The sequence below is a fragment of the Arthrobacter sp. S39 genome, from assembly GCF_004320525.1.
In the GTDB taxonomy this organism is placed as follows: domain Bacteria; phylum Actinomycetota; class Actinomycetes; order Actinomycetales; family Micrococcaceae; genus Arthrobacter.
Window position 1 is genome coordinate 368,994 of record NZ_SIHX01000004.1, and the last position, 25,467, is coordinate 394,460.

Genomic DNA, 25,467 nt, shown 5'->3' on the forward strand with positions numbered 1-25,467 from the left:
GATGTGGCAGCGGATATCCCCGCCGTTCCGGACTTTACGTCTATGTTACCGCGTTGCTACCCGCGGACCTGGCCCTCGCCCTGCACGATCCACTTGGTGGTGGTCAGTTCGGTCAGGCCCATCGGGCCGCGGGCGTGCAGCTTCTGCGTCGAGATTCCCACCTCGGCGCCGAGGCCCAGCTCGCCGCCGTCGGTGAAGCGCGTGGACGCGTTGACGATGACCGCTGCGGAATCCACCTCGGCGATGAAGCGCTCGGCGTTGGCGAGGTCGTTGGTGAGGATGGCCTCAGTGTGGCCGGTGGACCACGTGCGGATGTGCTTGACGGCGTCATCCAGGCTGTCCACCATGGCGACCGCCAGGTCCAGGTCCATGTACTCCTTGCCCCAGTCCTCGTCAGTGGCCGGTTCGGAGTCAATGGAAGAAGGCAGCGCCGCACGGATGCGTTCGTCCGCGTGGAGCGTGACTCCGGCCGCGCGCAGCGCAGCGGCGACGGCGGGAAGCACGGTGGATCCTGAATGGACCAGGAGCGTCTCCACAGTGTTGCAGACACTGGGGCGCTGGGTCTTGGCGTTGAGCAGGATCTCCACGGCCATGTCCTCGCTGGCGGATTCGTCGATGAAGATATGGACGTTGCCCTCGCCGGTCTCAATGACAGGCACAGCCGAGTTGGTGACCACGGTCTGGATAAGTTCCCGGCCGCCGCGGGGTATCAGGACATCCACCCTGCCGCGGGCGCGCATCAGCGCATTGGCGCCTTCGCGGCCGTACTGGTCCACGGTCTGCACAGCGTCCGACGGGAGCCCCACCGAATCCAGGGCTTCGCGCAGCACCTGGACCAACGCTTCGTTGGTGGCCGCAGCGGCAGTCCCGCCACGCAGGATGACGGCGTTGCCGCTCTTGAGGGCAAGTCCGGCGATGTCTACGGTGACGTTGGGGCGGGCCTCGTAAATAGCGGCGACCACACCCATGGGAACGTTGATCTGCCGCAGGCGCAGCCCGTTGGGGAGGGTCTGCCCGCGGACTACGTTTCCGACCGGATCGGGCAGGCTGGCAAGGTTCTCCAGTGCCGCGACGAGCCCGGCGATGCGGGTTTCAGTCAGGGTAAGGCGGTCCAGCATGGCCGCGGACGTCCCGTTCGCCTTCCCGGCGGCGAGGTCTTTCGCGTTGGCGGACAGGATGAGGTTCTGACGCTGAAGCAGGGCAGCGCCGATGGCCCGCAGGCCACGGTCCTTCCACGCACGGTTCGCCCGCGCCATCCGGCGGCTTGCGTGACGTGAACGGTCGGCGATGGCGTGGACGGCGGCTTCGACGTCCTCCACGGACAGCGGTACGGCAGCTGACAGCGGCAGGTTGCCGTCCTCCGGAGCAGCGGGGGCAGCAGAAGTGTCCCCGGATGTCGCAGCGGTGTTGTGTATCAGTGCCTCAGTCATGATCCAAGTTTAGGCGAGGCCCAGGCTCAGACCAGCACCAGGTCGTCAACATGAACAACTTCACGGTCATAGCCGCGGCCCAGGGCCTTGCCCAGGTCCTTGGTGGAACGGCCAAGCATCTGCGGCAGCTCGGCGGCAGAGTAGTTGACCAGTCCCCGGGCGATGACGGTGCCGTCGGCGCTGACCATTTCGACGGCGTCGCCCGCTTCGAAGTCGCCATCGACGCCGGAAATGCCGGCGGGGAGCAGCGACGTGCGGCGGTGGCGGACTGCCTTGACCGCGCCGTCGTCGAGGATCAGCCGGCCGTGCACCGTAGCGAGGTGGGCCAGCCACAGGAGGCGGACGGGCTTGCGGGCCCCGTTCACCGTGAACCAGGTGCCCACGTCCTCGCCTGCCAGCGCAGCAGCAGCGTTGGCCGTGGACGTGACCAGTGCGTGGATGCCGGAGCCGGCGGCGATGGTGGCCGCCTCCACTTTGGTGGTCATGCCGCCGGTACCAACGCCGGCCTTGCCCGCCTTGCCGATGGTCACGCCGTCGAGGTCGTGCGGACCCTCCACCAGGGGAATCCGTTTCGCCCCGTGCGACGGCGGCCCGTCATACAGCGAGTCGACGTCCGAAAGCAGTACCAGGGCGTCGGCCCGGACCAGGTGCGCCACGAGGGCGGCCAGGCGGTCGTTGTCGCCGAACCGGATTTCGTGCGTGGCGACGGTGTCGTTTTCGTTGACCACCGGCACCACCCCCAGGTTGAGGAGCCTGTCCAGCGCACGGAAGGCGTTGGTGTGCTGGCTGCGGCGCATCAGGTCGTCGGCGGTGAGCAATACCTGGCTGACCGTGACACCGTGCGCGCCGAAGGCCTGGGTGTAGCGGGCCATCAGCAAGCCCTGGCCGACGCTCGCCGCGGCCTGCTGGGTGGCGAGGTCCCGGGGGCGCTTGGCCAGCCCCAGCGGGGCGAGGCCGGCGGCGATGGCACCGGACGACACAAGGATGATCTCGGTGCCCGAGTTCCGTTTGGCGGCCAGCGCGTCGGCGAGTGCGGTCAGCGACTCTTCCGAGATGCCGCCCTTGATGCTGGTCAGCGACGACGACCCGACTTTGACAACGATCCTGCGCGCGCCCGAAAGTACGCTTCTGTCCGCGGTGCGCCGGGCGGGCACAGCGGCGGTGGCGCTACTCGTCATCGCCTGCGCCCAGTCCACTCTCCTTGAGCGGCTTCGCAACCCTGCGGCTGCTGACGGATTCGGTCCAGATCCCGGCCTTGCGCTCTGCTTCGAGCTCGGCGCGGGCGGCGGCCTTGGCGTCCTTGCGTTCCTGCTGTTCGTCGCGCTTCTGGCCACGGGTGGGCCGGTCGCCGATGTCTGCAAAGCGGACGTCGGTGCCGCGCGGCGACGCGAGCAGCTCCGCGCCGGCCATCATGGTGGGCTCCCAGTCGAAAACAACGCCGTCGTCCTCGCCGATCACCACGGTGTCGCCGGGCTTGGCGCCCTGCTTGAACAGTTCGGTTTCGACGCCAAGCTTGGCCAGGCGGTCCGCGAGGTAGCCGATCGCTTCCTCGTTGGTGAAGTCGGTCTGCTTGACCCAGCGCACCGGCTTGTCGCCCAGGACGCGGAACAGCGGCTCCAGGTTCTTTTCCTCGCGGCGGATCTTGAAGCCGGACTCGTTGACGGCGCGGGGCTTGAGTACCACCGGCTGGACCTTGGGCGGCGCAGCGGCCAGGGTGTCGCGGGCAGCCTTGACGATTTCGGCCATGGCGAAGCCAAGCTGGCGCAGGCCCTCGTGGCTGGTGGCGGAAATTTCGAAGACGCGGTAGCCGCGGGATTCAAGTTCGGGCCGGACGAATTCGGCCATGTCCTTGCCGTCCGGGAGGTCCACCTTGTTCAGCGCCACGAGGCGGGGGCGGTGGTTCAGCGGAACCACTTCGCCGTCCTGGCCGGCGTAGCTCATGTCGACCGCGTACTTCTCCAGTTCCGCCTCAATGATGTCAAGGTCAGCCAGGGGGTCGCGGTCCGATTCGAGGGTTCCGCAGTCCAGGACGTGCACCAGCGCGGCGCAACGCTCAACGTGGCGCAGGAAGTGGTGGCCCAGCCCCTTGCCCTCGGACGCGCCTTCGATCAGGCCGGGGACGTCGGCGATGGTGAAGCGGACTTCGCCGGCCTGGACAACGCCCAGGTTCGGGATCAGGGTGGTGAAGGGGTAGTCGGCGATCTTGGGCCGCGCGGCCGACATGGCAGCGATCAGGCTCGACTTGCCGGCGGACGGGAAGCCCACCAGGGCGATGTCGGCAATGGACTTCAGTTCCAGGACGACGTCGCTGGATTCGCCCTCGATGCCGAGCAGCGCGAACCCGGGGGCCCGGCGCTTCTGCGAGGACAGGGCTGCGTTGCCCAGGCCGCCCTGACCGCCGGCGGCTGCGACGTATTCGGTGCCTTCGCCGACGAGGTCGGCAAGGACTGTGCCGTCCTTGGACTTGACCACGGTGCCGTCGGGGACGGGAAGGATGAGGGTTTCGCCGTTCTTGCCGCCGCGCCAGTCGCCCATGCCGGGTCCGCCGTTGGTGGCGTGCCGGTGCGGGGCGTGGTGGTAGTCCAGCAGGGTGGTGGTCTGGTGGTCGACGCGGAGGATGACGTTCCCGCCGTCGCCGCCGTTGCCGCCGTCGGGGCCGCCCAGGGGCTTGAACTTCTCACGGTGGACGGAGACACAGCCGTGGCCGCCGGTACCGCCGGATACGTGCAGTACTACCCGGTCTACAAAGCTCGCCACGTGGATCTCCTCAGTGCTGTTTCCTGGACGCCGCAAAGCGCCAAGATGATTGTAATGCGGTTAAAAGAACAGTGGAGCGGACCATATGGCCCGCTCCACCGCTTCAGAACTATGAGTTACTCTGCAGCTGCAGCAGCAACGATGTTGACGACGCGGCGACCGCGGCGGGTGCCGAATTCAACGGCGCCCGGGGTCAGTGCGAACAGGGTGTCGTCGCCGCCACGGCCTACGCCGGCGCCCGGGTGGAAGTGGGTGCCACGCTGGCGGACGATGATTTCGCCTGCGGAAACTACCTGGCCACCGAAGCGCTTCACGCCAAGGTACTGGGCGTTGGAGTCACGACCGTTGCGAGTGGAACTCGCGCCTTTTTTATGTGCCATTTGAAATGCCTGCCTCTAAATTCTGGGGAATCTGCTGAAAACCTGAACAGTAACCGGTGGTTACTTGATGCCAGTGATCTTGATCTTGGTCAGTTCCTGACGGTGACCCTGGCGCTTCTTGTAACCGGTCTTGTTCTTGAACTTCTGGATGACGATCTTCGGACCACGGAGGTCATTGAGGATCTCAGCCGTAACAGTTACCTTGGCCAGGTCCGCAGCGGCGGAGGTGACCTTGTCACCGTCTACCAGGAGCAGTGCGGGCAGCTGAATAGTGCTGCCGGCTCCACCGGGGACGCGGTTCAGGGTAACGAAGTCTCCAACGGAAACCTTCTCTTGGCGGCCGCCTGCGCGGACAATCGCGTACACCACTTGGGAACTCACTTCTCTCGACGTTTATTACTAGATTTGCGTGCGGAACCTGGGCCTATGTTTTGGCTGGGCTCTCGCTGTGCCTCAACGCCGTGGGGTCGTAACCCAAGTGTTGGCGTAAGCACCGAAGATCTAGAATACGCTAATTTTGCCTTCGGCCGCAAATGAGGCTGGTTCCGGCGGGCTGTCCGTGATAGGCACCACAAGCAGGTGCTGCACGAACAATCGCCGAACCGTGCCCGACTATCGTACCGGCTGGACGGGCTGCGGACCGTCAGGCGTGGATCCTCGGCGCGTCGAAAAAATCCACTTCGAAGCGGCACGACTGGCTGAAGGCCAGCACCATGGCGGCACGATCGTCCTCCGAACCGCGCCGACCGGCCTCGTCGGCCATGGCAATGGCCTCACGGGTGGCCTGCGCGAAATCCTCGTCGGCGTAGGTCCGCAGCCATTCAGCGTATGGATGGTCGGCCGGGGCGCCGGCGGCGAGGAATTGCGCGTGCAGGGTCTGTCCCACTTCAGCGTAGAGCCAGAAGCACGGCAGGACAGCCGCCACCAGCACTGCGTAGCTGCCTGAGGTCGAGGCGGCGAGCAGGTGATCCACATAGGACTTGGTGACAGGGCCAAGCACCGGCTCCACCGTGCGGGTGCTGAGCCAGCTCCGGTGCAGCTCCGACTCAACCTCCAGGCACTGCTGCGCCGATCGGGCCCAGAAGAGCTGCGCTGCCTCGGTGGGGGCCAAAGCGCTGGCCCGTGCCAGCACGCGGGAGTAGCCGTTGAGGTAGATGGCGTCCTGGGCAAGGTAGTAGGCGAACTGCTTTTCGGGGAGGCTGCCGGCCGCGAGGTCCCGGATGAAGTCCAGGTTGTAGATGGCTTCGAGGTCGGCGGCGGACTCCTGGCGGAGGATTTCGGCGAACTCCCCCACAGCCAACCCTTGGCGCGGTTCAGTGCTTAAGCCCGGGGCCTGCACGTGGTGGAAATGGTGGATGGGACCGTTCCCCGCCCCGACGTCCAGGCTGCCTGAGGACTCAAGGGCACCGGCCAGCCATGGCTTGACGAGCCGCAGCGAGGCCTCCCAGTCCCCCAGCCGCGCCTGCGCCGTGGCCATGGCAGAGGAGAGCGAGCAGCCCGTGCCGTGGCTGTTCCGCGTGGGGACCCTGTCCCCCGGGACCTCGACGATTTCCCGGGCGAGCAGTCCCCCGGTGTTGACGAGGGCATCCGGGCAGGCGGCGCCGTCGAGATGTCCGCCCTTCACCAGGATGGTGGCCCCGATCTCCGCGGCGAGCCGCCGGCCCTGTTCCAGCGCCTCAGCCCAGGAGCCTGCCTGGGCTTCGCCGAGCAGCATCGCGAGCTCCGCGAGGTTGGGGGTGATCAGGTCTGCCAGCGGCAGGAGTCCGCGGAGGGCAGTTTCGGCCGATGCCTGCAGGAGTCTGTCACCGCTGGTGGCAACCATCACCGGATCAAGGACCACGACGCCGGGGCGCACCCTTTCGAGCCAGCCGCGGACGGCGGCCACCACCTCGGCGTCGCCGAGCATGCCGATCTTGACGGCGTCGATGGTGATGTCATCGCTGACGGCTTCGAGCTGCTGGGCCAGGAAGGCCGCCGGGGGGACGTGGACCGCGCGGACGCCCTGCGTGTTCTGCACGGTCAGGGCGGTGATGGCGGCCATGCCGTAGCCGCCGTGGGCTGCAATGCTTTTCAGGTCAGCCTGGATGCCTGCGCCACCGGACGGGTCGGAGCCTGCGATGGACAGGACGCGGGGTACGTCCCGGAGGACGGACGACGGCGCCGCGGCCCTGGGTGCGGAAGCGGGCGCCGGAGGCAGGACAGAAGTTGAAGACAAGGAAGACATCCCTTCGCCGGTGCTAGCCGGACAGGTTCAACGGGTGTGGATCTCAGCCGGCCCTCTGCGCGGCACCCCGTGTCGGTAACCCAGCCTAGCGTTTCCGCGCCAGGCGCCGCGTCAGATGAAGCCCTTAATGCCGGAATGCCCGGACACGCCCAGTGACGGGGCGGGTCCGGGCATCCTTGCGGATGTCCCTGCGGAGGATCAGAGCTCGGAGGCCGGAACTCCTACGCCAAGGATGATGGGCGCTTCGGCCGGCGCCTTCGCGCCCGTGCCGGTTTTGGCCGGCTCGGGTGCCTTGGCGGCGTGGGAGTGGGTTCCGGCCGCCGGCTGCGTTGCCTCGTGGTGCTCCACCGAGGTGGCGTTGGCCGCACCCTGGGCCCGGCTGGCGCTGCGGTTGCGGCGCGGCCTGCGGGTCCGGGACTGCTCGGCGGTGTGGTCGGAGTAGTCCTTCTCCTCCGCAGCCGCTGCGGGCTGGGGTGCAGAGATGGCCGGCGCGGCGGACTGCGGCGCTGCCTGGGAGGGCTCCGGCGCGGCGACGGCGGGTTCGCCGAGGTGCGCAAATGCTTCCGCCAGCCGGTCCAGCGTCAGGGCAGGCTGCTGCGGCTGGTCCGCCGCGTGCTCCACGAACGGCAGCGCCACCTGCTCGCCGCCGAAGGTGAGCACGGCAGCAGGACGCCCGGAGGCGTCAGCATCGTGCTGCGCGGCGGCCGGGGCTGCGGGTGCCTGCACCGGCGTTGTCCGTGCTGCGGGCGCAGCGGGGGCCGGAGCTCCGGCTGAAGCGGCGTGGGCTACCTCGTCGTCGTGCAGGTGCGCTGCGTGCGCTGCTGCGGCGATGTTGGCGAGGGCCGCCCTGGTGGCCTCGGCCTTGGCGTGCCGTTCGGCGTCGCTCGGGTCCGGGTGGACCGTGTGGATCTGGACCGGTGCGGACGGTACGGTCTCCAGCGGGGCACCTCCCCGTCCACGGCGACGCTTGCGGTCGTTGCGGCCGCCGGGCTGGCTGTCAGACCGCTGGCTGTCCGGACGCTGGTCAGGGCGCGGGGTTTCCGTCCGGTGGCTGTCCGCACGCTGCACGTGGTGCTCTGCAGCGACAGTGTTGGCGCGGCGGTGCTCCACAGGATCGTCATGGGTGACCACTCCGCGGCCGGCGCACGTTTCGCACTGCTCACCGAAGACCTCCAGGAGCCCGGTGCCCATGCGCTTGCGCGTCATCTGCACCAGACCCAGCGAAGTCACTTCGGCGACCTGGTGCTTGGTCCGGTCGCGGCCCAGGCATTCCACCATGCGGCGCAGGACAAGGTCCCGGTTAGATTCAAGGACCATGTCGATGAAGTCGATGACAATAATGCCGCCGATGTCGCGGAGCCGGAGCTGCCGGACAACCTCTTCGGCCGCTTCCAGGTTGTTCTTGGTAACGGTTTCCTCGAGGTTGCCGCCGCTGCCGGTGAACTTGCCGGTATTGACGTCCACCACGGTCATGGCTTCGGTGCGGTCGATCACCAGCGAACCGCCGGAGGGCAGGAAGACCTTGCGTTCGAGCGCCTTGTGGATCTGCTCGTCGATCCGCCACGCGCCGAAGATGTCCTGGTCCTTGGTCCACTTTTCCAGGCGGCCCACCAGGTCCGGGGCAACGTACGTGACGTAGGCCTCGATGGTGTCCCAGGCCTCTTCACCGGAAACGATCAGCTTGGAGAAGTCCTCGTTGAAGACGTCGCGGACCACCTTGATGGTGAGGTCCGGTTCGCCGTACAGCAGTTCCGGGGCGAGGATCTTGGTGGACGTGGACTGGCTTTCGATGCCTTCCCACTGGGCCCGGAGCCGGTTGATGTCGTGGGTGAGTTCCTCTTCAGAGGCGCCCTCGGCAGCCGTGCGGACGATGACGCCGGCGTGCTCGGGCAGGCGGTCCTTGAGGATGCGCTTGAGCCGGTTGCGTTCGACGTCGGGCAGTTTCCGGGAGATCCCCGTCATGGAGCCGCCCGGTACGTAGACCAGGTAGCGGCCAGGAAGGGAGATCTGGCTGGTCAGGCGTGCGCCCTTGTGGCCCACGGGATCCTTGGTGACCTGGACCAGGACGGTGTCGCCGGACTTCAGGGCGTTCTCGATGCGGCGCTGTTTGCCTTCGAGGTTGACGGCTTCCCAGTTAACCTCGCCGGCGTACAGGACGGCGTTGCGGCCGCGTCCGATGTCAACGAACGCCGCTTCCATGGACGGCAGGACATTCTGCACCTTGCCGAGGTAGACGTTGCCGATCAGGGAGTCCTGCTGCGTCTTGGACACAAAGTGTTCCGCCAGGACGCCGTCCTCGAGGACGGCGATCTGGATTCTGTCGTCGCGCTGGCGGACGATCATCTGGCGGTCCACGGATTCGCGGCGGGCCAGGAACTCTGCCTCGGTGATGACCGTGCGGCGGCGGCCGGTGTCGCGGGATTCGCGGCGGCGCTGCTTCTTGGCTTCCAGCCTGGTGGAGCCCTTGACGGACGTCACGCGGTTGTTGACCGGTGCTTCGGTTACGGCGCGGGGAGCCCGGACCCGGGTCACGGTGTTGGGGGGATCGTCGTCCCCGCCTCCGGTCAGTTCCAGGTCCTGGTCACCGCGGCGGCGCCGGCGGCGGCGGCGGGAGGTGACGCCTTCGTCGGCCGTGCCGGCTGACTCCTCGTCAGCGTCGTCAGTTTCGGTGTCGGCGCCATCGCTGTCGCCGTCAAGTTCGCGGTCGCCGGTGCGGCTGCGCCCACGGCGGCCACGGCTGCGGCGCCTGCGGCGGCCGTTGGCGTCGTCCTCGTCGCCGATTTCGGCGTCGTCCTCTTCCGGCTCCTCAGCCACGGCGGCGGGTGCAGGGGCGGGGCGGACTACCGTGCTCAGGTCCGGAGCCTGGAACAGGACGGACGTTGCCGACCCCGGTTCCAGGAAAAGTGAGCCGAACGGGCTGGCGGGTGCGGCTTCGGCCGGTGCCGGCTCCGCCGTGTCTGCGGATTCGGTGACGGCAGCGGCGTCCGCGACCGTGGCTTCGGCAACTGCAGGGGCCGGTGTTTCCTCAGCGGGGGCTTCCGGCGCGGCCTCAACAGCCGCGGCGGCCTCCGGCGCTGCCTCGGACCCGGCGACGACGTCGGGAGCCGATGTCTTGCGGGTTGCGACGCGGCGGCGGCGGACCGGCTTGGTCTCCGGTTCCGCTTCGGCGGGGGCTTCTGCCCCGGTGGGGGCGTTTACGGGGGCAGCGGGCTCGATCGGCGCGGCACTGTCCCCGGCTCCGGCATCCGGGGCCGCCTCGTCTGCGGCAAAGGCAGGCAACGGCTCGGCGGCGGCGTCGACCTTCTTGCGGGCGCGGGTACGGCGGACAGGTGCTGCCGCCTCGGGAGCCGAGGTTTCAGCGGAGGGTGCGGTGCCGGCGTCGGCCGCAGTCACTTCAGCGCCTGCGGTTTCCGGCTTCGGAGCGGCCTTCCGCCGGGTCCTGGTGGCCTTCTTGGGCGCGTCGGGCGCCTCGGCTGCCGCTTCATCGTTGTTAACGGCCAGTACTTGTTCATTTTCCATATGTGGCAACACTCCTGCCCCTGACGTACCGCCACATCCGGCACCCATTGGGGCATATATTTGTCAAAACCCGCAGGCGTTGACAGAAGTCAAGTGGATACTCCCAGGTTCGCACCGGCAGTGGGGTGCGGCAGCCCGTGGGAGCCGGCAGCTGCGTTCTGAAACCCGTTGTTCTACATGCCACAACCAGGTGCCGACCAATGGAATGGCGGGAAAGACGGATCAGAGAATCCGAAGCCTGCCAGCTCATCATTGGCGGTCTTGGGAACAAAGCCACCGGACCGGAGTCCGAATGTGGGTCGGCCTCCAGCCAAACTCATTCTCTCACACGCGGACTAAAAGGCGGCGGAAGCAAGGGCACGTGATCACTGCGGGCCCGCAGTGGAGGCCTGGCTGGGCGCCGGATTCAGCCTGCGGCGTTACAATCGGGGCAAAGAGCACCCGATGATAGGACGCCTGAAACCATGCCCAGCATCTCGCCCGTCAGCGGCGCCGAAACCGGCAGCCCGGCATCCGCCCGCACAGCGGCGGCCACGGAGCCCCACGGGACTGTCCCCCCCATGACACGCAACCGGCCGCTCGGCTGGCTGATGGTTGTCACCGGCATCATCGGCTGGCTCGCCTCCGGAACCCTGGTCCTGGAAAAGCTTGAAGTCCTCAAGGACCCGAACCACACCACCGTCTGCGATGTTAACCCGTGGATTTCCTGCGGACAGGTGATGCAGACCTGGCAAAGTTCAGTCTTTGGTTTCCCCAACATGTTTATCGGCATCGTTGCGTTCGCGGTCATCATCACCACAGGCATGGGGCTGCTGTCCGGTGCTGCGTTCTCGCGCTGGTACTGGGCCGGACTTCAGGCCGGCGTAACGCTGGGCTTCGCCTTTGTGGTGTGGCTGTGGTCCCAGGCCCTGTACGAGATCCACATCCTGTGCCCCTTCTGCATGATCGTATGGGCTGCCATGATCCCGCTCTTCGTCTGGGTGACGGTCAGGAACGTCACGCACGGCGTCCTGCCCCTCCCGGCAGCGGCAGCCCGGGTACTGGGCGACTCGGGCTGGATCATCACTGCGCTGCTTTACGTGGCGGTCATCGCCACGATCTTCTTCGCCTTCATCCAGGTGTTCGCAGGAACCTCAGGCTTCTAGCACCAGCTCACACAAAAGGCGCGAACTGGCACGTAATACCCGCAAAATCGAGATTTGAGGGTTTTACGTGCCTGTTCGCGCCTTAAGCGGTGGCGCGATATTAGTCCTGGAACCAGATCTTGATCTCGCGCTCAGCCGAGTCCACGGAATCCGAGCCGTGGACCAGGTTCTGCTGGACCTTCAGGCCCCAGTCGCGGCCGAAGTCGCCACGGATGGTGCCAGGGGCAGCCGTGGTGGGGTCCGTGGTACCGGCGAGGGAGCGGAAGCCTTCGATGACGCGGTGGCCTTCGAAGATCGCCGCCACCACAGGGCCGCTGAGCATAAACTCCACGAGGGGCTCGTAGAACGGCTTGCCCACGTGCTCCTCGTAGTGCTGCTCCAGGAGCTCGCGGCTGGCATCAACCTTCTTCAGCTCGGCGAGGGTGTAGCCCTTGGACTCGATGCGGCTCAGGATGGCGCCACTGAGGTTGCGGGCCACGCCGTCGGGCTTGATCAAAACTAGGGTGCGCTCAATGCTCACAGTTGCTCCAATGCGTTGGTGGGGTTTCGGGACAATTCTACGAGGATTCCGGATGCGCGGCGTTCCACTCGGCCTGCTCGCGTTCGCGCTGGGCGGCCTCGGAGTCGATCCTGATGCCGGTGCGGATGCCGTACCACCAGGCGAGGCCGAACAGCCCGCCCACGAGGAACATCATCGGTTCCACGATCCCGGTCAGGATCAGCACGATCTGCAGGATCCAGCCGAGCCCCACGCCCCACGGCTTGGACAGCACGGCGCAGGCGAGGACCATAACAACGCTCAGGCCAATGCCGACGCCGAGGATCAGCGCCGGCGGCAACTCGCCGCGCCGGAGGCCGAAGACCGCCAGCGTGGCAAAAAACACCACAAACGCCTCGAGCAGCAGGACGGTGGAGGCGAACATCACCTTGGTGGACCGCCGTTTTTTGGGCATTCCCGGGCGCCATTCCCGCTGCGCCTTGGTCAGTTTGGCCACGGGCTACACCCCCGTCTTTCCGAGCAGGATCCGGGCTTCGGCCACCAGTGTGATGGAACCGGTCACCAAAACCCCGCCGGCGAGGTCCTCGTTGGATTCGGCGCGTTCCACCGCCCATTCCAAGGCGTCGTCCAGCTTCTCGGCGATATGGATATTGTCCTCCCCGAAGCCCATTTCAACGGCCAGTTCGGCGAGCTCGGCGGCGGGCACCGCACGCGGCGAGTTGGACTGTGTGAAGCAGTATTCCTGGGCAATGTCTCCCAGGGATTCCTTGAGCTGGCGCAGGATCTCTTCCGCGTCCTTTTCCTTCAGCACACCCACCACCGGCACCAGCTTGCTGAAGCTGAACGCCTCCTGGATGGCTTCGGCCGAGACCCGGATGCCGTCGGGATTGTGGGCCGCGTCAACGATGATGGTGGGCGCGGTCCGGACAACTTCCAGCCTCCCGGGCGAGGTGACGGACGCGAAGGCTTCCTGGAGTACCTCGGCGTCGAGCTCCTTTTCGCCGCCGAAGAATGCCTCCAGCGCGGCCACGGCGACCGCGGCGTTCTGGGCCTGGTGGGCGCCGTGCAGCGGCACCATCAGTTCCGGATACCGGCCGGCGAGCCCCTGGATGCTGACGATCTGGCCGCCGACGGCCACGGTCCGGGATTCGACGCCGAACTCCACGCCCTCGAAGCGGAACGGGACAGACACTTCCCGCGCCTTTTCCAGCAGGACCTGGGCGGCGTCCACGGGCTGGGCCGCGCTGACCAGGAAACCGCCCGGTTTGATGATGCCGGCCTTCTCGCGGGCGATGTCCTCGGTGGTGTCCCCCAGCAGGTCCGTGTGGTCCAGGGAGATGGGGGTGACCACGGAGACCTGTCCGTCGCCCACGTTCGTGGCGTCGGTGATGCCGCCGAGGCCCACCTCGATCACAGCAACGTTGACGGGCTGGTCGGCGAAGACCGCGAATCCGAGGATGGTGAGGCATTCGAAGTAGGTGAGCCGCGGCTCCCCCGCAGCGGTGAGTTCGTCGTCGACGATCTGCAGGTAGGGGCGGATCTCATCCCAGATGCGGACAAAGGTCTCATCCGGCACCGGGGCACCGTCGATGCTGATCCGTTCAGTGACCTTGGACAGGTGCGGGCTGGTGTAGCGCCCGGTGCTCAGTCCATGCGCGCGCAGCCCCGCCTCGATCATCCGGGCCGTGGACGTCTTGCCGTTGGTGCCGGTCACGTGGATGATCGGGAACGCCTTGTTCGGCTCCCCCAGCACATCCATGGCCCGGAACAGCGGCGCCAGCCGGGGCTCCATCTTGTTCTCGGGTGCCCGGCCCAGCAGCTCGGCGTAGACGCTTTCCACGGAAAATTCGTCGGTCATGTCCTAGACCTCTACTTTTTCAACGGTTACTTGCAGCTCAGTGTCGTCACCGGAGGACCCGAGATCGAGCTCGACGGTCAGGGTTTCGGTCGTAAGAAGCTGCTCGTTGGCCCTGATGGCGTCGAATACATCCTTCGGAGCCCTGATGATGGTGCGGATCCGGTCGCTCACGTTCAGCCCGGCGTCCTTGCGCGCCTGCTGGACCGCGCGGACCATGTCGCGTGCGGCGCCTTCGGCTTCGAGTTCCGGGGTGACCTCGGTGTTGAGCACCACAAAACCGCCGCCCGGCAGCACTGCGGCCGCACGGGAACCGGCGCCTTCCGCAGCTTCAGCCACGACAGTCTCCAGGGTGTATTCCTGCGGTTCCAGCTCCAGGCCGCCGGCGGTGACCACACCGGCGTCGGACACCGACCAGTCGCCGGACTTGGAGCCCTTGATGGCCTGCTGGACGTTTTTGCCCAGGCGGGGACCCGCGGCCCGGGCGTTGACCACGAGCTTCTGCTCGATGCCGAACTCCTCCGGGGAGGCGCTCTCGGCGTCGAGCAGGCGGACCGAGCGGATGTTCAGTTCGTCGGCGACGACGGCGGCGAAGCCTTCCAGCGCATCCGCGCCGGGTGCCACCACGGTCAGTTCCTGAAGCGGCAGGCGGACGCGCAGGTTGGCTGCCTTGCGCAGCGAGGAACCGGTGGAGCAGATCTGCTGCACGCGGTCCATCGCTTCCACCAGTGCAGTGTTGGACGGGAACAGGTCAGCGTCGGGCCAGTCGGCCAGGTGCACGGAGCGTCCACCGGTCAGGCCGCGCCAGATCTCCTCGGACACCAGCGGCAGCAGTGACGCCGCCACGCGGGAGACGGTTTCCAGCGCGGTGTACAGCGCGTCGAAGGCGTCGGCGTTCTCGTCGAAGAAGCGCTGGCGGCTGCGGCGGACGTACCAGTTGGTGAGCATGTCCAGGTAGCTGCGGAGTTCGTCGCAGGCGCCCGAGATGTCGTAGCTGTCCAGCTGGGCGGTCATGTTGCGGACCAGGTCGCCGGTGTTGGCCAGCAGGTACTGGTCCAGGGTGTCGGCGTACCCGTCGTACCGGAGTTTCGCGTCGTAGCCCGAACCGCCGCCGGCTGCGTTCGTGTAGAGCGTGAAGAAGCTGTACACGTTCCACAGCGGCAGGATGACCTGGCGGACGCCGTCGCGGATTCCCTGTTCGGTGACCACCAGGTTGCCGCCGCGCAGGATGGGGCTGGACATCAGGAACCAGCGCATGGCGTCGGAGCCGTCGCGGTCCAGGACCTCGGAGACGTCCGGGTAGTTGCGCAGGCTCTTGGACATCTTCTGCCCGTCCGAGCCAAGCACGATGCCGTGGCTGATGACGTTCCGGAAGGCCGGGCGGTCAAACAGCGCCGTGGACAGGATGTGCAGCATGTAGAACCAGCCGCGGGTCTGGCCGATGTACTCCACGATGAAGTCTGCCGGGTTGTGCGTGTCGAACCAGGCCTCGTTCTGGAACGGGTAGTGCACCTGGCCGTACGGCATGGAGCCGGAGTCGAACCAGACGTCCAGGACGTCCTCGACGCGGCGCATCACGGACTGGCCTTCTTCGGGGGTCCGGGGGTCGTCCGGGTTGGGGCGGGTGAGTTCGTCGATGAACGGGCGGTGCAGGTCAACCTGGCCGGCCGCATTCAGTGGCAGGCGGCCGAAGTCGGCCTCGATCTCGGCCAGGGAACCGTAGACGTCGGTGCGCGGGTATTCGGGGTCGCTGGACTGCCAGACGGGGATGGGGCTGCCCCAGTAGCGGTTGCGGCTGATGGACCAGTCGCGGGCGTTGGCCAGCCATTTGCCGAACTGGCCGTCCTTGACGTTGCCGGGGATCCAGTTGATCTCCTGGTTCAGTTCGGACATCCGGTCCTTGAACTTGGTGACCTCCACGTACCAGGAGGACACGGCGCGGTAGATCAGCGGGTTGCGGCAGCGCCAGCAGTGCGGGTAGCTGTGCTCGTAGCTGGCCTGGCGGACCAGGCGGCCCTGGGCGCGGAGCACCTGGGTGATGGGCTTGTTGGCTTCGAACACCTGCAGACCGGCGATGTCGTGCAGGTCCCCATGCTTGAACAGGGGCAGGAACTTGGCGCCCTCGTCCACGGACAGCACCACGGGGATGCCGGCCTCTTCACAGACCTTCTGGTCATCCTCACCGTAGGCGGGGGCCTGGTGGACGATGCCGGTGCCGTCGGTGGTGGTGACATAGTCCGCCACGAGGATGCGCCAAGCGTTCTGGGTGCCGAACTTTTCGGTGTCGCTGAAGTCGTGCCACAGCGGCTCGTACTGCAGGCCCTCAAGCTCGGCGCCGGTATGGGTGGACGTCACGGCGGCCTCGGCGGAATCCACGTCCTCGTAGCCCAGGTCCTTGGCGTACGTGGCCAGCAGATCCGCCGCCAGCAGGAAGCTTCCCGTGACGGGCGCGTCCGGCGAGGCGGCCTTGACGCCGTTGGGTCCGGCGGGCAGCACGGCGTAGGTGATTGAAGGCCCGACGGCGAGCGCCAGGTTGGTGGGAAGCGTCCAGGGCGTGGTGGTCCAGGCGAGCGCCTGCACACCGGCCAGCTGCCGTGACAGCCCGGACTCCCCTGCTGTGATGGGGAACGTCACTGTGACGGTCTGGTCCTGGCGGTTCTTGTAGACGTCGTCGTCCATGCGCAGTTCATGGTTGGACAGCGGCGTTTCATCTTTCCAGCAGTACGGCAGCACACGGTAGCCGTTGTAGGTCAGGCCCTTTTCGTGCAGCTGCTTGAACGCCCACAGGACCGATTCCATGTACTCGACGTTGAGGGTCTTGTAGTCATTGTCGAAGTCCACCCAGCGGGCCTGGCGGGTGACGTAGCTCTGCCACTCATCCGCGTACTTCATGACGGACGCGCGGCAGGCGTCGTTGAACTTGTCGATGCCCATGGCTTCGATCTGGGTTTTGTCCGTCATGCCCAGCTGCTTCATGGCTTCCAGTTCGGCCGGCAGGCCGTGAGTGTCCCAGCCGAAGCGGCGTTCAACGCGGCGGCCGCGCTGGGTCTGGTAGCGGCCCACCAGGTCCTTGGCGTAACCGGTCAGGAGGTGGCCGTAGTGCGGCAGGCCGTTGGCGAACGGCGGGCCGTCGTAGAAGACGAACTCGTTGCTGCCGGGCTCACCGCCCGGGGCGTCAGCGCTTCGCTGGTCGATGCTGGCCTGGAACGTGCCGTCCTGGTCCCAGTACTTCAGGATGCGTTCTTCGATTTCCGGGAACTTCACGGAAGCGGAGACACCGGAGCCCGGTGCGGCCGAAGGGGAGGCTGAGGCTTTGGGGTAATACGTCATTCTCGACATCCTGGGTTGAGCTGGTGAACCGTCCAGCCGTTTGCTGGCCGGTTCCGTTCAGGATGCGAGGACGGCTCCTGCGCAGTCCGGGACTGCACGCTTACCGCGGTACCACCTCACTTACCGGCGCCCATCACGCTCCGGGGAGGAACGTGCTGTTGCACCGGCCGCTCATTACTGCTGTGACGGGCTTACCCGTCCGGTTCTACTGACACTGGGCCGCCATGTGCCTGGCGAAGCGTGCGTTCTTCCGGAAGCTCACCGGTGATTGCCGGGTCGTAGCCAACTTCGAGTCTACTATCGCCGGGCCGCCTCCCGCCATTCCCCGGCGCGCGCCGCTTTCCGGGCCGGGTCCGTTGGAAGTCCCGCGCCCGCCGCCAATAATGGGGGTATGCATGAGGGCGGCTCACATGGACAGGGCAGGCGGCGCCTGGGCGCGGCCTGGTGCTGGGCGGCCGCGGCACTTTTGTGCCTGCCGGGAGCCGGCCTGGCGGTGCTCCGGCTGATCCCGTGGGACATTGGCACTCCGTGGATCCAGCTTCTGTCCCTGTTTCCTGCCAGCGTGGTGGTCACAGCGGCGGCTGCTGCGCTCGCTGTCCTGGCACTCTGCCTGGATCCCCGGCCCCGGCGGACGGTCCTTGCCGCGGCGGTGACGGGCGTGATGCTGCTGCAGCTTGCCATGGTCCTCCCCCGCGTCCTGCCCCAGCAGGGAGGAGCGGCGGCGGCCCCGCAGGCCGCGCCGTCGTCGTCCGGCCGTTCCGTCACGGGCCGTACGGTGACGGTCATGGCCCTCAATGTGGGACCCCCCGGCGTTGATGTGGAGGCTTTGCTGGCCGAGGTGCGCGCGAGGCGGGTCGATATCCTGGCCCTGCCGGAACTGACGCCCCCGACCCTTGAGGCGCTGGAGGGGGCCGGGGTGGCGTCTGACTTTCCCCACCGTGTGCTGGACGTTGACTGGGCCGGCACGGGAAGCGGGATCTTCTCCCGCTTCCCGCTCGAGACCTTGGAACGCGTGCCTGAAAGCACCTTCTACCAGAGCAGGGCGGTGGCGGCCGTCCCTGGAGTAACGGGCGGCATCCACCTGACAGCCGTGCATATTGACTCTCCCCGGCCAGGACACACACCGTACTGGCGGCAGGAGCTGCGGCAGCTGGGTGGCCTGGGGCAGGCACTGCCGGGCCCGCCTTCAGCAATCCTGCTGGGCGATTTCAACGCCAGCCAGGACCACCGCGAGTTCCGCGACCTCCTGGCCACCGGCCTCACCGACGCCGCCCAGGCCACGGGTAAAGGCCTGGCGCCTACCTGGCCGGCCAACTCTCGAGTGCCGCCGTTTGTGGCCCTTGACCATGTGCTGGTCACCCCGGGCATCGGCATCCTGGCCTTCGCCACTTTCACTGTTCACGGCACGGACCACACTGGCGTCGTGGCGGAACTGTCCCTTGACGGATAGGGAACAGAACCCGGGAACGGTCATGGCCCCGCCGCTTTGCCGAGAGTGTTGCCTAGACTCAGAGCCATGACTGCTTCCGGCCACAAACACCTGGCAGCGGCTGGCCGCTGGCTGGCGCTACTGGTAGTAATACCTGTGCTGGCCCTGTCGGCGCTCCGGGCCGTTCCTGCGGAATGGCCGGTCCTGGCCGTCCAGCTGCTCTCCTTCACTCCGTGGCTGGCCGTGCCCGCCGCGGTGGCACTGGTGCTGGCGCTGCTGGGCCGGAGCCGGTGGCTGCAGGTGTCCACGGCAGCCCTGCTGCTGTGCCAGGTGTTCTGGCTTTTTCCCCTTGATGTAGCCAGGCCCGCCACAGCATCGGACCCGGCAGCCACCGTAGAGCTCAAGGCCATGAACATCAATTCAGAGTTTGGCCAGGCGGACGCGGCCCGGATCGTGCAGCTGGTCAGCGAGAACGGCATCGGCTTGCTCACCATCCAGGAGCACACGCAAGCGCTCCAAAACCGGCTGTCCGCGGAGGGCATGGACGGGTTGTTGCCGATACGGGTCAGCGACCCCACGGACGACGCCGGGGGCTACGCCGTGTACTCGCGCTTTCCGCTGGAGCCGGTAGGCCTTGTCCCGGACACCCCGTTCAGGATCCCCACCGTCCGGCTGACAGCCGCGGCCAACGGTTCAATCGCTGTGCTGGAGGTAACCAACGTCCATGCACTGCCGCCGCTGGACGCCAGGGTGGACCAGTGGCGAAGTGACCTTGAAGCTTTGGCCAGGGTCGCGGAACGTCCCGGGACCCAGCTGCTGATTGGGGACTTTAACGCCACGTATGACCACGCCGAGTTCCGGAAGCTCCTGGGCGCCGGGCCGGGACTGGTGGATGTGGGGGCGGCCTCCGGTTCCCGGCTGGTGCCCACCTGGCCCTTGGAAGGACCGCGGCTGCCCGGGATCACCATCGACCATCTGGTCACCAGCCCGCAGGTTGGCAGCTCCGGCTACCAGGTCCACCCTGTCCCGGGAACGGATCACGCGGCGGTCCTGGCCACGCTGTCCATCCCGGCCGGCTGACCGGTCCCGTCTTTTTTCTTCCCGGCTCAGTTTTTCCGGATCAGTTTGTGGGTGGCGGCCTGTGCCACCGGCCGGATGACAATCTGGTCGAGGTTGACATGGTGCGGGGCGCTGACGGCATAGCGAACCACGTCCGCCACGTCGGCCGCGGTCAGCGGCTTTTCCACACCCTGGTACACCTTGCTGGCCGCCTCGGGGTCGCCGAGCCGGTTCAGGGCGAACTCCTCGGTGCGGACCAGTCCGGGGGCCACCTCGATGACGCGGACATTGTGTTCGGCCTCTTCAAGCCGGAGCGCCCCGGTCATGGCATGCTGCGCGAACTTGGCGGCGTTGTAGCCGGCGCCGCCTTCGTAGGCCACGAGCCCGGCCGTGGACGTCAGGTTCAGGACGGTGCCTTCGCCGTTGGCCCGGAGCATGGGCAGGAAGGCACGGGTGAGCTTCAGGGTGCCGAGCACATTAACCCGGTACATCCAGTCCCAGTCCTCAGTGTTGGCGGTGCCCACGAGGTCGGCGCCGCGCGCCCCGCCCGCGATGTTGACCAGAGTGTCCACACCCCCCGCTTCGGTGACGCGGGCAAGGAGCCGGGCAACGTCGTCGTCCTCGGTGATGTCGGCGGGGATCCCGACGGCGCCGGTCTCCACTTCCAGCGCGGCGAGGCGTTCGGCGCGGCGCGCCACGGCGAAAACCGTCCACCCTTCCGCTGTCAGGGCGCGGACGGTTGCTTCCCCGATACCGGTGCTGGCCCCTGTAACTACTGCTGCCTTGGTGCGCGAATCTTCAGTCATGGCACCACCCTAACGGGCCTGGCAGGAGGCATGCTCGGAGCGATGTCGCCGGATGAAGTGGCGGCCATGAAACAATTGGCAGATGGCTGAAGACACTCAGGGTACAGACACGCCCTCCACCGCCCCTATCAACGTTCCGGACAAGCCCGCCCTCGAAGGGCTCGAAGCTGCCCTCACGCAGCGCTGGCTTGCCGAAGGGACCTACAAGTTCAACCCGGACACCACCCGGGAGCAGGTCTACTCGATCGACACTCCCCCGCCCACCGCGTCGGGCTCGCTGCACGTGGGACACATGTTCTCCTTCACGCAGACAGACGTGCTGGCCCGCTACCAGCGCATGATCGGCAAGAACGTGTTCTACCCCATGGGCTGGGACGACAACGGCCTGCCCACCGAGCGCCGCGTGCAGAACTTCTACGGCGTCCGCTGCGACCCGGCCATCCCCTACGACGCCGGCTACCGCCCGCCCGCCCAGCCCGCCAAGAACCAGCGCGATTTCGACGTCGTCTCGCGCCGGAACTTCATCGAACTGTGTGAAGAGCTGGCTGTCGAGGACGAGAAGGTCTTCGAAAGCCTGTTCCAGCAGCTTGGCCTCTCCGTGGACTGGCAACTGACCTACCGGACCATCGACGACGCCTCCCGCGAAGTCTCCCAGCGCGCCTTCCTGGCCAACCTCGCAGCCGGCGACGCTTACATGGCCGAAGCGCCCACCCTGTGGGACGTCACCTTCCGGACGGCAGTAGCCCAGGCCGAACTGGAAGACCGCGAAGTGGCAGGCGCCTACTACCGGTACCCGTTCTTCACCGAGGACGGCGAAAAGATCTTCATCGAGACCACGCGCCCCGAACTGCTCGCGGCGTGCGCAGCCCTGGTGGCAAACCCCGACGACGAGCGGTACCAGCCGCTGTTCGGCAAGAAAGTCACCTCCCCCGTTTTCGGTGTTGAGGTTGAGGTCAAGGCCCACCCGCTCGCCAAGGCGGACAAGGGTTCAGGCATCGCCATGGTCTGCACGTTCGGTGACCTCACCGACGTCACCTGGTGGCGCGAACTCCAGCTGCCCACCCGTGCCATCGTGGGCCGGGACGGACGGATCATCGGCGACACCCCGGACTGGATCACCACCGACGCCGGCCGGGCCGCCTTCGCTGCCATCGCCGGCAAGACGGTCTTCAGCGCCAAGGAAACGGTAGTGGAGGCCCTGGCCGCCGAGGACCTGATCGACGGCGAGCCGAAGAAGATCATGCACCCCGTGAACTTCTATGAAAAGGGCGACAAGCCGCTCGAGGTTGTCACGTCCCGGCAGTGGTACTACCGCAACGGCGGCCGAGACGAAGACCGCCGTGAACGCCTGATCGCACGCGGCCACGAGATCGACTTCCACCCTGCGTTTATGCGCTCCCGCTTCGAGAACTGGATCTCGGGGCTGAACGGCGACTGGCTCGTCTCACGACAGCGCTTCTTCGGCGTGCCCATCCCCGTCTGGTACCCCCTGGACGCCGACGGCAACCCCGACTACGACGCCCCGATCGTGCCTTCGGATGAGCAGCTTCCGGTTGACCCCGCCGCAGACGCAGCCCCGGGCTACGAGGAAGCCCAGCGCGACGTGCCGGGCGGCTTCACCGGTGACGCCGACATCCTGGACACCTGGGCCACGTCCTCCCTGACCCCGCAGATTGTGGGCGGCTGGAGCCGGGACGAGGACCTCTTCGCCAAGGTGTTCCCGTTTGACCTCCGGCCGCAGGGCCACGACATCATCCGCACCTGGCTGTTCTCCTCAGTGGTCCAGGCGGACGCGCTGCAGCACGCCGCCCCGTGGAAGCACGCGGCCATCTCCGGCTGGATCCTGGACCCGGACCGGAAGAAGATGTCCAAGTCCAAGGGCAACGTGGTGGTTCCCACCGACGTGCTGGACGAATTCGGCTCGGATGCCGTCCGTTACTGGGCCACGTCCGCAAAGCTCGGTGCCGACACGGCGTACGAGATTGCGCAGATGAAGATTGGCCGCCGCCTGGCCATCAAGCTGCTCAACGCCTCCAAGTTTGTCCTGAACCTGGGCGCGACCGAGAACTCGGTGGTGTCCGCGGACCTTTCAGTCCTGACCAACCCCCTGGACCGGGCGGTGCTGGCCCAGCTGGCCGACGTGGTGCGGCAGTCCACCAAGGCGTTTGAGAACTACGACTACGCCCGTGCCCTGCAGATCACGGAGAGCTTCTTCTGGCAGTTCACCGACGACTATGTGGAGCTCATCAAGGACCGCGCCTACGGTGCGGCCGGCGAGCAGGAGCAGGCTTCAGTGCTTGCCGCCCTCGCCACCAGCCTGGACACACTGCTGCGGCTGTTTGCCCCCTTCCTGCCCTTCGCCACCGAAGAGGTCTGGGGCTGGTGGCGCAACGGGTCGGTGCACCGTGCGCAATGGCCCGTTGCGGTAGAGGTCGACGGCGACACCACCCTGCTCGCCACCGTGGGCACTGCGCTGAGCGGCGTCCGCAAGGCAAAGTCCGAGGCCAAGGTCAAGCAACGCACCGAGGTGCTGTCCGCCACCATCACGGCATCGGAGTCGCTGACCACCCAGCTGAAGGCGGGGCTCGGGGACCTCAAGGCAGCATCGAACGCCCGCGAACTGACGCTGGTGGCCGGGGAAGGCGAACTGACCGTAAGTGACGTCGTCCTCGCGGCTCCTGAGGAGCCCGCGCAGGCCTGACCGGATCCGGGCCCGCTTCCGGGCGGGTCCGTTTTTGGGCCGGCCGGTTTTTGGGCAAAGGGGAAGCCCCATCAGCGTTTTGCCGTTGGTGGGGCTTCGACTTTTCGGCCATCTGGTGACGTCTTTGATGGTCTGGCAGGATCCGCTGATCTTCAGGTCTTCCTACCTCGTCACTGGTAGCTTGTATCCGGCTTTGCCGATGGCTGCGTCAGATACATATCACTGAATCTTTGGTTCCTGCGTCTCACTTCTTTCGAAGTGGGTAACAACCATTCTGGTCCCGCAGGTGGGGATGCGCAAGAGCCCCGGAAGAACTACATCAGAGTAGTTCGTCCGGGGCTCCTTCCTGCTTGCGGGGCGCGGGCGTCAGTCGAACTGGGGACGCTCGGTGCGGCTCCGCTTGATCTCGAAGAAATGCGGATAGGAAGCCAGCGCCACGGTGGCGTCCCACAGCTGCCCGGCCTGCTCGTCCCGCGGGATGCGGGTCAGCACGGGGCCGAAGAAGGCTGTACCGTTGAAGGCCACCACGGGGGTGCCGACGTCCTGGCCCACCAGCGAAATGCCCTCCTCATGGCTGGCACGCAGCTGGCGATCAAACTCATCCGAGGCGGCGGCGTCTGCCAGTCCGGCCGGGAGGCCGCATTCGGCCAGGGCCTTGCTGATGACGATGCCGAAGTCCTTCTGCCCGCCGTCGTGGATCTGGGTTCCCATGGCATCGTACAGCGGCTTGATGACGTGGTCGCCGTGCTGTTCCTTGGCCGCGATGATGACGCGTACCGGGCCCCAGGCCTTGTCCATGGATTTCCGGTAGGCCGGTTCCAGGTCGCGGCCCTCGTTCAGGACCGCAAGGCTCATCACGTGCCAGACCGTTTTGATGTCGCGGACAGCCTCCACCTCGCCGATCCAGCGTGACGTGATCCACGCGAACGGGCACAGCGGGTCGAACCAGAAGTCGGCCTGGTTGGTGGTGGTTTCAGTCATGCGGAAGTCCTCCGGGTTGTTCAATCTTTTAGCGGTGTGCGGCCGGTGTTGTCAGGCTGATTTACGCCGTTTGGTCACGTGGGGAATCATGGTCGGCTCGGCCTTGCTGAGCACCACGTCGGCGGTGATCACCACACTGGCGATGTCCTCGCGGCTGGGGAGGTCGAACATGACCGGGAGGAGCACTTCCTCCATGATGGCGCGCAGGCCGCGTGCGCCGGTGCCCCTTTCGAGGGCCTGTTCCGCGATGGCGTTGAGCGCGTCCTGGTCGAAGACCAGTTCCACGCCGTCGATCTGGAACATCTTCTGGTACTGCTTGACCAGCGCGTTCTTGGGCGTGGAAAGGATCTGGATCAGGGCGTCACGGTCCAGGCTGGACACCGTGGTGATCACCGGGAGCCGGCCGATGAATTCCGGGATAAGACCGAATTTCAGGAGGTCCTCGGGCATCACTTCGCCGTAGGAGTCAACCTTGTTGCTGGCATCGTTGAGCGGGGCCCCGAAGCCGATGCCCTTGCGTCCGGAACGGGAACCGATGATTTCTTCCAGTCCGGCGAAAGCCCCGGCCACGATGAAGAGCACGTTGGTGGTGTCGATCTGGATGAATTCCTGGTGCGGGTGCTTGCGGCCACCCTGGGGAGGTACCGAGGCGACCGTTCCTTCGAGGATCTTCAGGAGCGCCTGCTGGACGCCCTCGCCGGACACGTCCCGGGTGATGGAAGGGTTCTCGCTCTTCCGGGAGATCTTGTCGATCTCGTCAATGTAGATGATGCCCTGCTCGGCCTTCTTGACGTCGTAGTCCGCGGCCTGGATGAGCTTGAGGAGGATGTTCTCCACGTCCTCACCCACGTATCCGGCTTCGGTCAGCGCAGTGGCGTCGGCGACGGCGAAGGGGACATTGAGGCGGCGGGCGAGCGTCTGGGCGAGGTAGGTCTTGCCACAGCCGGTGGGGCCGATCAGGAGGATGTTGGACTTGGCGATTTCGACGTCGTCGTGGTGGCCGCCCTCGGCAAGGCTGCCGCTCTTGGGCGCGTGGCCTGCCTGGATCCGCTTGTAGTGGTTGTAGACCGCGACGGCGAGGGAGCGCTTGGCCGGTTCCTGGCCGATGACGTATTCCTGCAGGAAGTCGAAGATTTCCCGGGGTTTGGGCAGTTCAAAGCTTCCCAGATCGGCGACTTCCGCGAGCTCTTCCTCAATGATCTCGTTGCAGAGCTCAATGCACTCGTCGCAGATGTAGACACCGGGCCCGGCAATAAGCTTCCGTACCTGCTTCTGGCTCTTTCCGCAGAAAGAACACTTCAGCAGATCCGTGCTCTCGCCAATCCGAGCCATATGTGAACCCCTTAGTATCT

General features: G+C 66.5%; 18 protein-coding genes and 1 riboswitch. Of the genes, 4 read left to right on the forward strand and 14 right to left on the reverse strand.

The annotated features are described in order from the left end of the window. Positions 1-56: 56 nt before the first annotated feature. The 7 genes from EYS21_RS10780 to EYS21_RS10810 form a co-directional block, all read right to left on the reverse strand. Positions 57-1,430 carry a glutamate-5-semialdehyde dehydrogenase gene (locus EYS21_RS10780; protein WP_131133185.1) on the reverse strand — a complete coding sequence of 458 codons (1,374 nt, stop codon included), beginning with the start codon at positions 1,428-1,430 and terminating at the stop codon, positions 57-59. Positions 1,431-1,456: 26 nt separating this feature from the next. Then, a complete protein-coding gene (gene proB, locus EYS21_RS10785; protein WP_131133186.1) occupies positions 1,457-2,608 on the reverse strand; it encodes a glutamate 5-kinase in 1,152 nt (383 codons plus the stop codon). Next, on the reverse strand, positions 2,598-4,187 hold the full coding sequence (gene obgE, locus EYS21_RS10790; RefSeq protein WP_131133187.1) for a GTPase ObgE: 1,590 nt from the start codon (positions 4,185-4,187) through the stop codon (positions 2,598-2,600). The genes proB and obgE overlap by 11 nt, the downstream gene beginning before the upstream one ends. 116 nt (positions 4,188-4,303) lie before the next feature. After that, a complete protein-coding gene (gene rpmA / locus EYS21_RS10795) occupies positions 4,304-4,567 on the reverse strand; it encodes a 50S ribosomal protein L27 (RefSeq protein WP_009372867.1) in 264 nt (87 codons plus the stop codon). A gap of 60 nt (positions 4,568-4,627) precedes the next feature. Further along, positions 4,628-4,936, reverse strand: a complete 309-nt coding sequence (gene rplU / locus EYS21_RS10800) for a 50S ribosomal protein L21 (RefSeq protein ID WP_131133285.1) — start codon at positions 4,934-4,936, stop codon at positions 4,628-4,630. Between the two features lie 274 nt (positions 4,937-5,210). Beyond that, positions 5,211-6,791 carry a bifunctional hydroxymethylpyrimidine kinase/phosphomethylpyrimidine kinase gene (locus EYS21_RS10805; RefSeq protein WP_165478293.1) on the reverse strand — a complete coding sequence of 527 codons (1,581 nt, stop codon included), beginning with the start codon at positions 6,789-6,791 and terminating at the stop codon, positions 5,211-5,213. Then, a riboswitch (TPP riboswitch) is annotated at positions 6,774-6,871 on the reverse strand. It overlaps the preceding gene by 18 nt. A gap of 118 nt (positions 6,872-6,989) precedes the next feature. Continuing rightward, positions 6,990-10,310, reverse strand: coding sequence for an Rne/Rng family ribonuclease (locus EYS21_RS10810; protein WP_131133188.1), 3,321 nt, complete (start codon positions 10,308-10,310; stop codon positions 6,990-6,992). 464 nt (positions 10,311-10,774) lie between these two features. Between EYS21_RS10810 and EYS21_RS10815 the strand changes: the two genes are divergently transcribed. Then, entirely contained in the window at positions 10,775-11,455 is a 681-nt protein-coding gene (locus tag EYS21_RS10815; RefSeq protein ID WP_131133189.1) for a vitamin K epoxide reductase family protein, read from the forward strand. Positions 11,456-11,555: 100 nt separating this feature from the next. Here the strand turns inward: EYS21_RS10815 and ndk are convergent, their stop codons facing one another. The 4 genes from ndk to ileS are packed head-to-tail and all read right to left on the reverse strand — an operon-like array spanning position 11,556 to position 17,139. Then, on the reverse strand, positions 11,556-11,975 hold the full coding sequence (gene ndk, locus EYS21_RS10820; protein ID WP_131133190.1) for a nucleoside-diphosphate kinase: 420 nt from the start codon (positions 11,973-11,975) through the stop codon (positions 11,556-11,558). Between the two features lie 37 nt (positions 11,976-12,012). Next, positions 12,013-12,450, reverse strand: coding sequence for a DUF4233 domain-containing protein (locus tag EYS21_RS10825; RefSeq protein ID WP_131133191.1), 438 nt, complete (start codon positions 12,448-12,450; stop codon positions 12,013-12,015). Positions 12,451-12,453: 3 nt separating this feature from the next. Next, the gene (locus EYS21_RS10830; protein ID WP_131133192.1) at positions 12,454-13,812 is read right to left on the reverse strand and encodes a folylpolyglutamate synthase/dihydrofolate synthase family protein; all 1,359 of its coding nucleotides are present in this window, start codon (positions 13,810-13,812) and stop codon (positions 12,454-12,456) included. 3 nt (positions 13,813-13,815) lie between these two features. Next, complete coding sequence (gene ileS / locus EYS21_RS10835; RefSeq protein WP_131133193.1) at positions 13,816-17,139, reverse strand: isoleucine--tRNA ligase; 3,324 nt, start codon at positions 17,137-17,139, stop codon at positions 13,816-13,818. A 391-nt stretch (positions 17,140-17,530) separates the two neighbouring features. On the opposite strand from ileS, the gene EYS21_RS10840 reads away from it, so the two are divergent. Both EYS21_RS10840 and EYS21_RS10845 read left to right on the forward strand, forming a co-directional pair. Continuing rightward, the gene (locus EYS21_RS10840; protein ID WP_131133194.1) at positions 17,531-18,589 is read left to right on the forward strand and encodes an endonuclease/exonuclease/phosphatase family protein; all 1,059 of its coding nucleotides are present in this window, start codon (positions 17,531-17,533) and stop codon (positions 18,587-18,589) included. 66 nt (positions 18,590-18,655) lie between these two features. After that, complete coding sequence (locus EYS21_RS10845; protein ID WP_131133195.1) at positions 18,656-19,648, forward strand: endonuclease/exonuclease/phosphatase family protein; 993 nt, start codon at positions 18,656-18,658, stop codon at positions 19,646-19,648. Between the two features lie 26 nt (positions 19,649-19,674). On the opposite strand, the gene EYS21_RS10850 is transcribed toward EYS21_RS10845, so the two are convergent. Continuing rightward, positions 19,675-20,433 (reverse strand): SDR family oxidoreductase, encoded by a 759-nt coding sequence (locus EYS21_RS10850; protein ID WP_131133196.1) that lies wholly within the window; start codon positions 20,431-20,433, stop codon positions 19,675-19,677. A gap of 82 nt (positions 20,434-20,515) precedes the next feature. On the opposite strand from EYS21_RS10850, the gene valS reads away from it, so the two are divergent. After that, positions 20,516-23,134: a valine--tRNA ligase gene (valS, locus tag EYS21_RS10855; protein ID WP_131133197.1), complete on the forward strand. Its 2,619-nt coding sequence runs from the start codon at positions 20,516-20,518 to the stop codon at positions 23,132-23,134. A 366-nt stretch (positions 23,135-23,500) separates the two neighbouring features. Here valS and EYS21_RS10860 read toward each other — a convergent pair whose 3' ends face one another. Then, positions 23,501-24,115, reverse strand: coding sequence for a DsbA family protein (locus tag EYS21_RS10860; RefSeq protein WP_131133198.1), 615 nt, complete (start codon positions 24,113-24,115; stop codon positions 23,501-23,503). A 51-nt stretch (positions 24,116-24,166) separates the two neighbouring features. Next, on the reverse strand, positions 24,167-25,447 hold the full coding sequence (gene clpX, locus EYS21_RS10865) for an ATP-dependent Clp protease ATP-binding subunit ClpX (protein ID WP_131133199.1): 1,281 nt from the start codon (positions 25,445-25,447) through the stop codon (positions 24,167-24,169). Between the last annotated feature and the right edge of the window lie 20 nt (positions 25,448-25,467).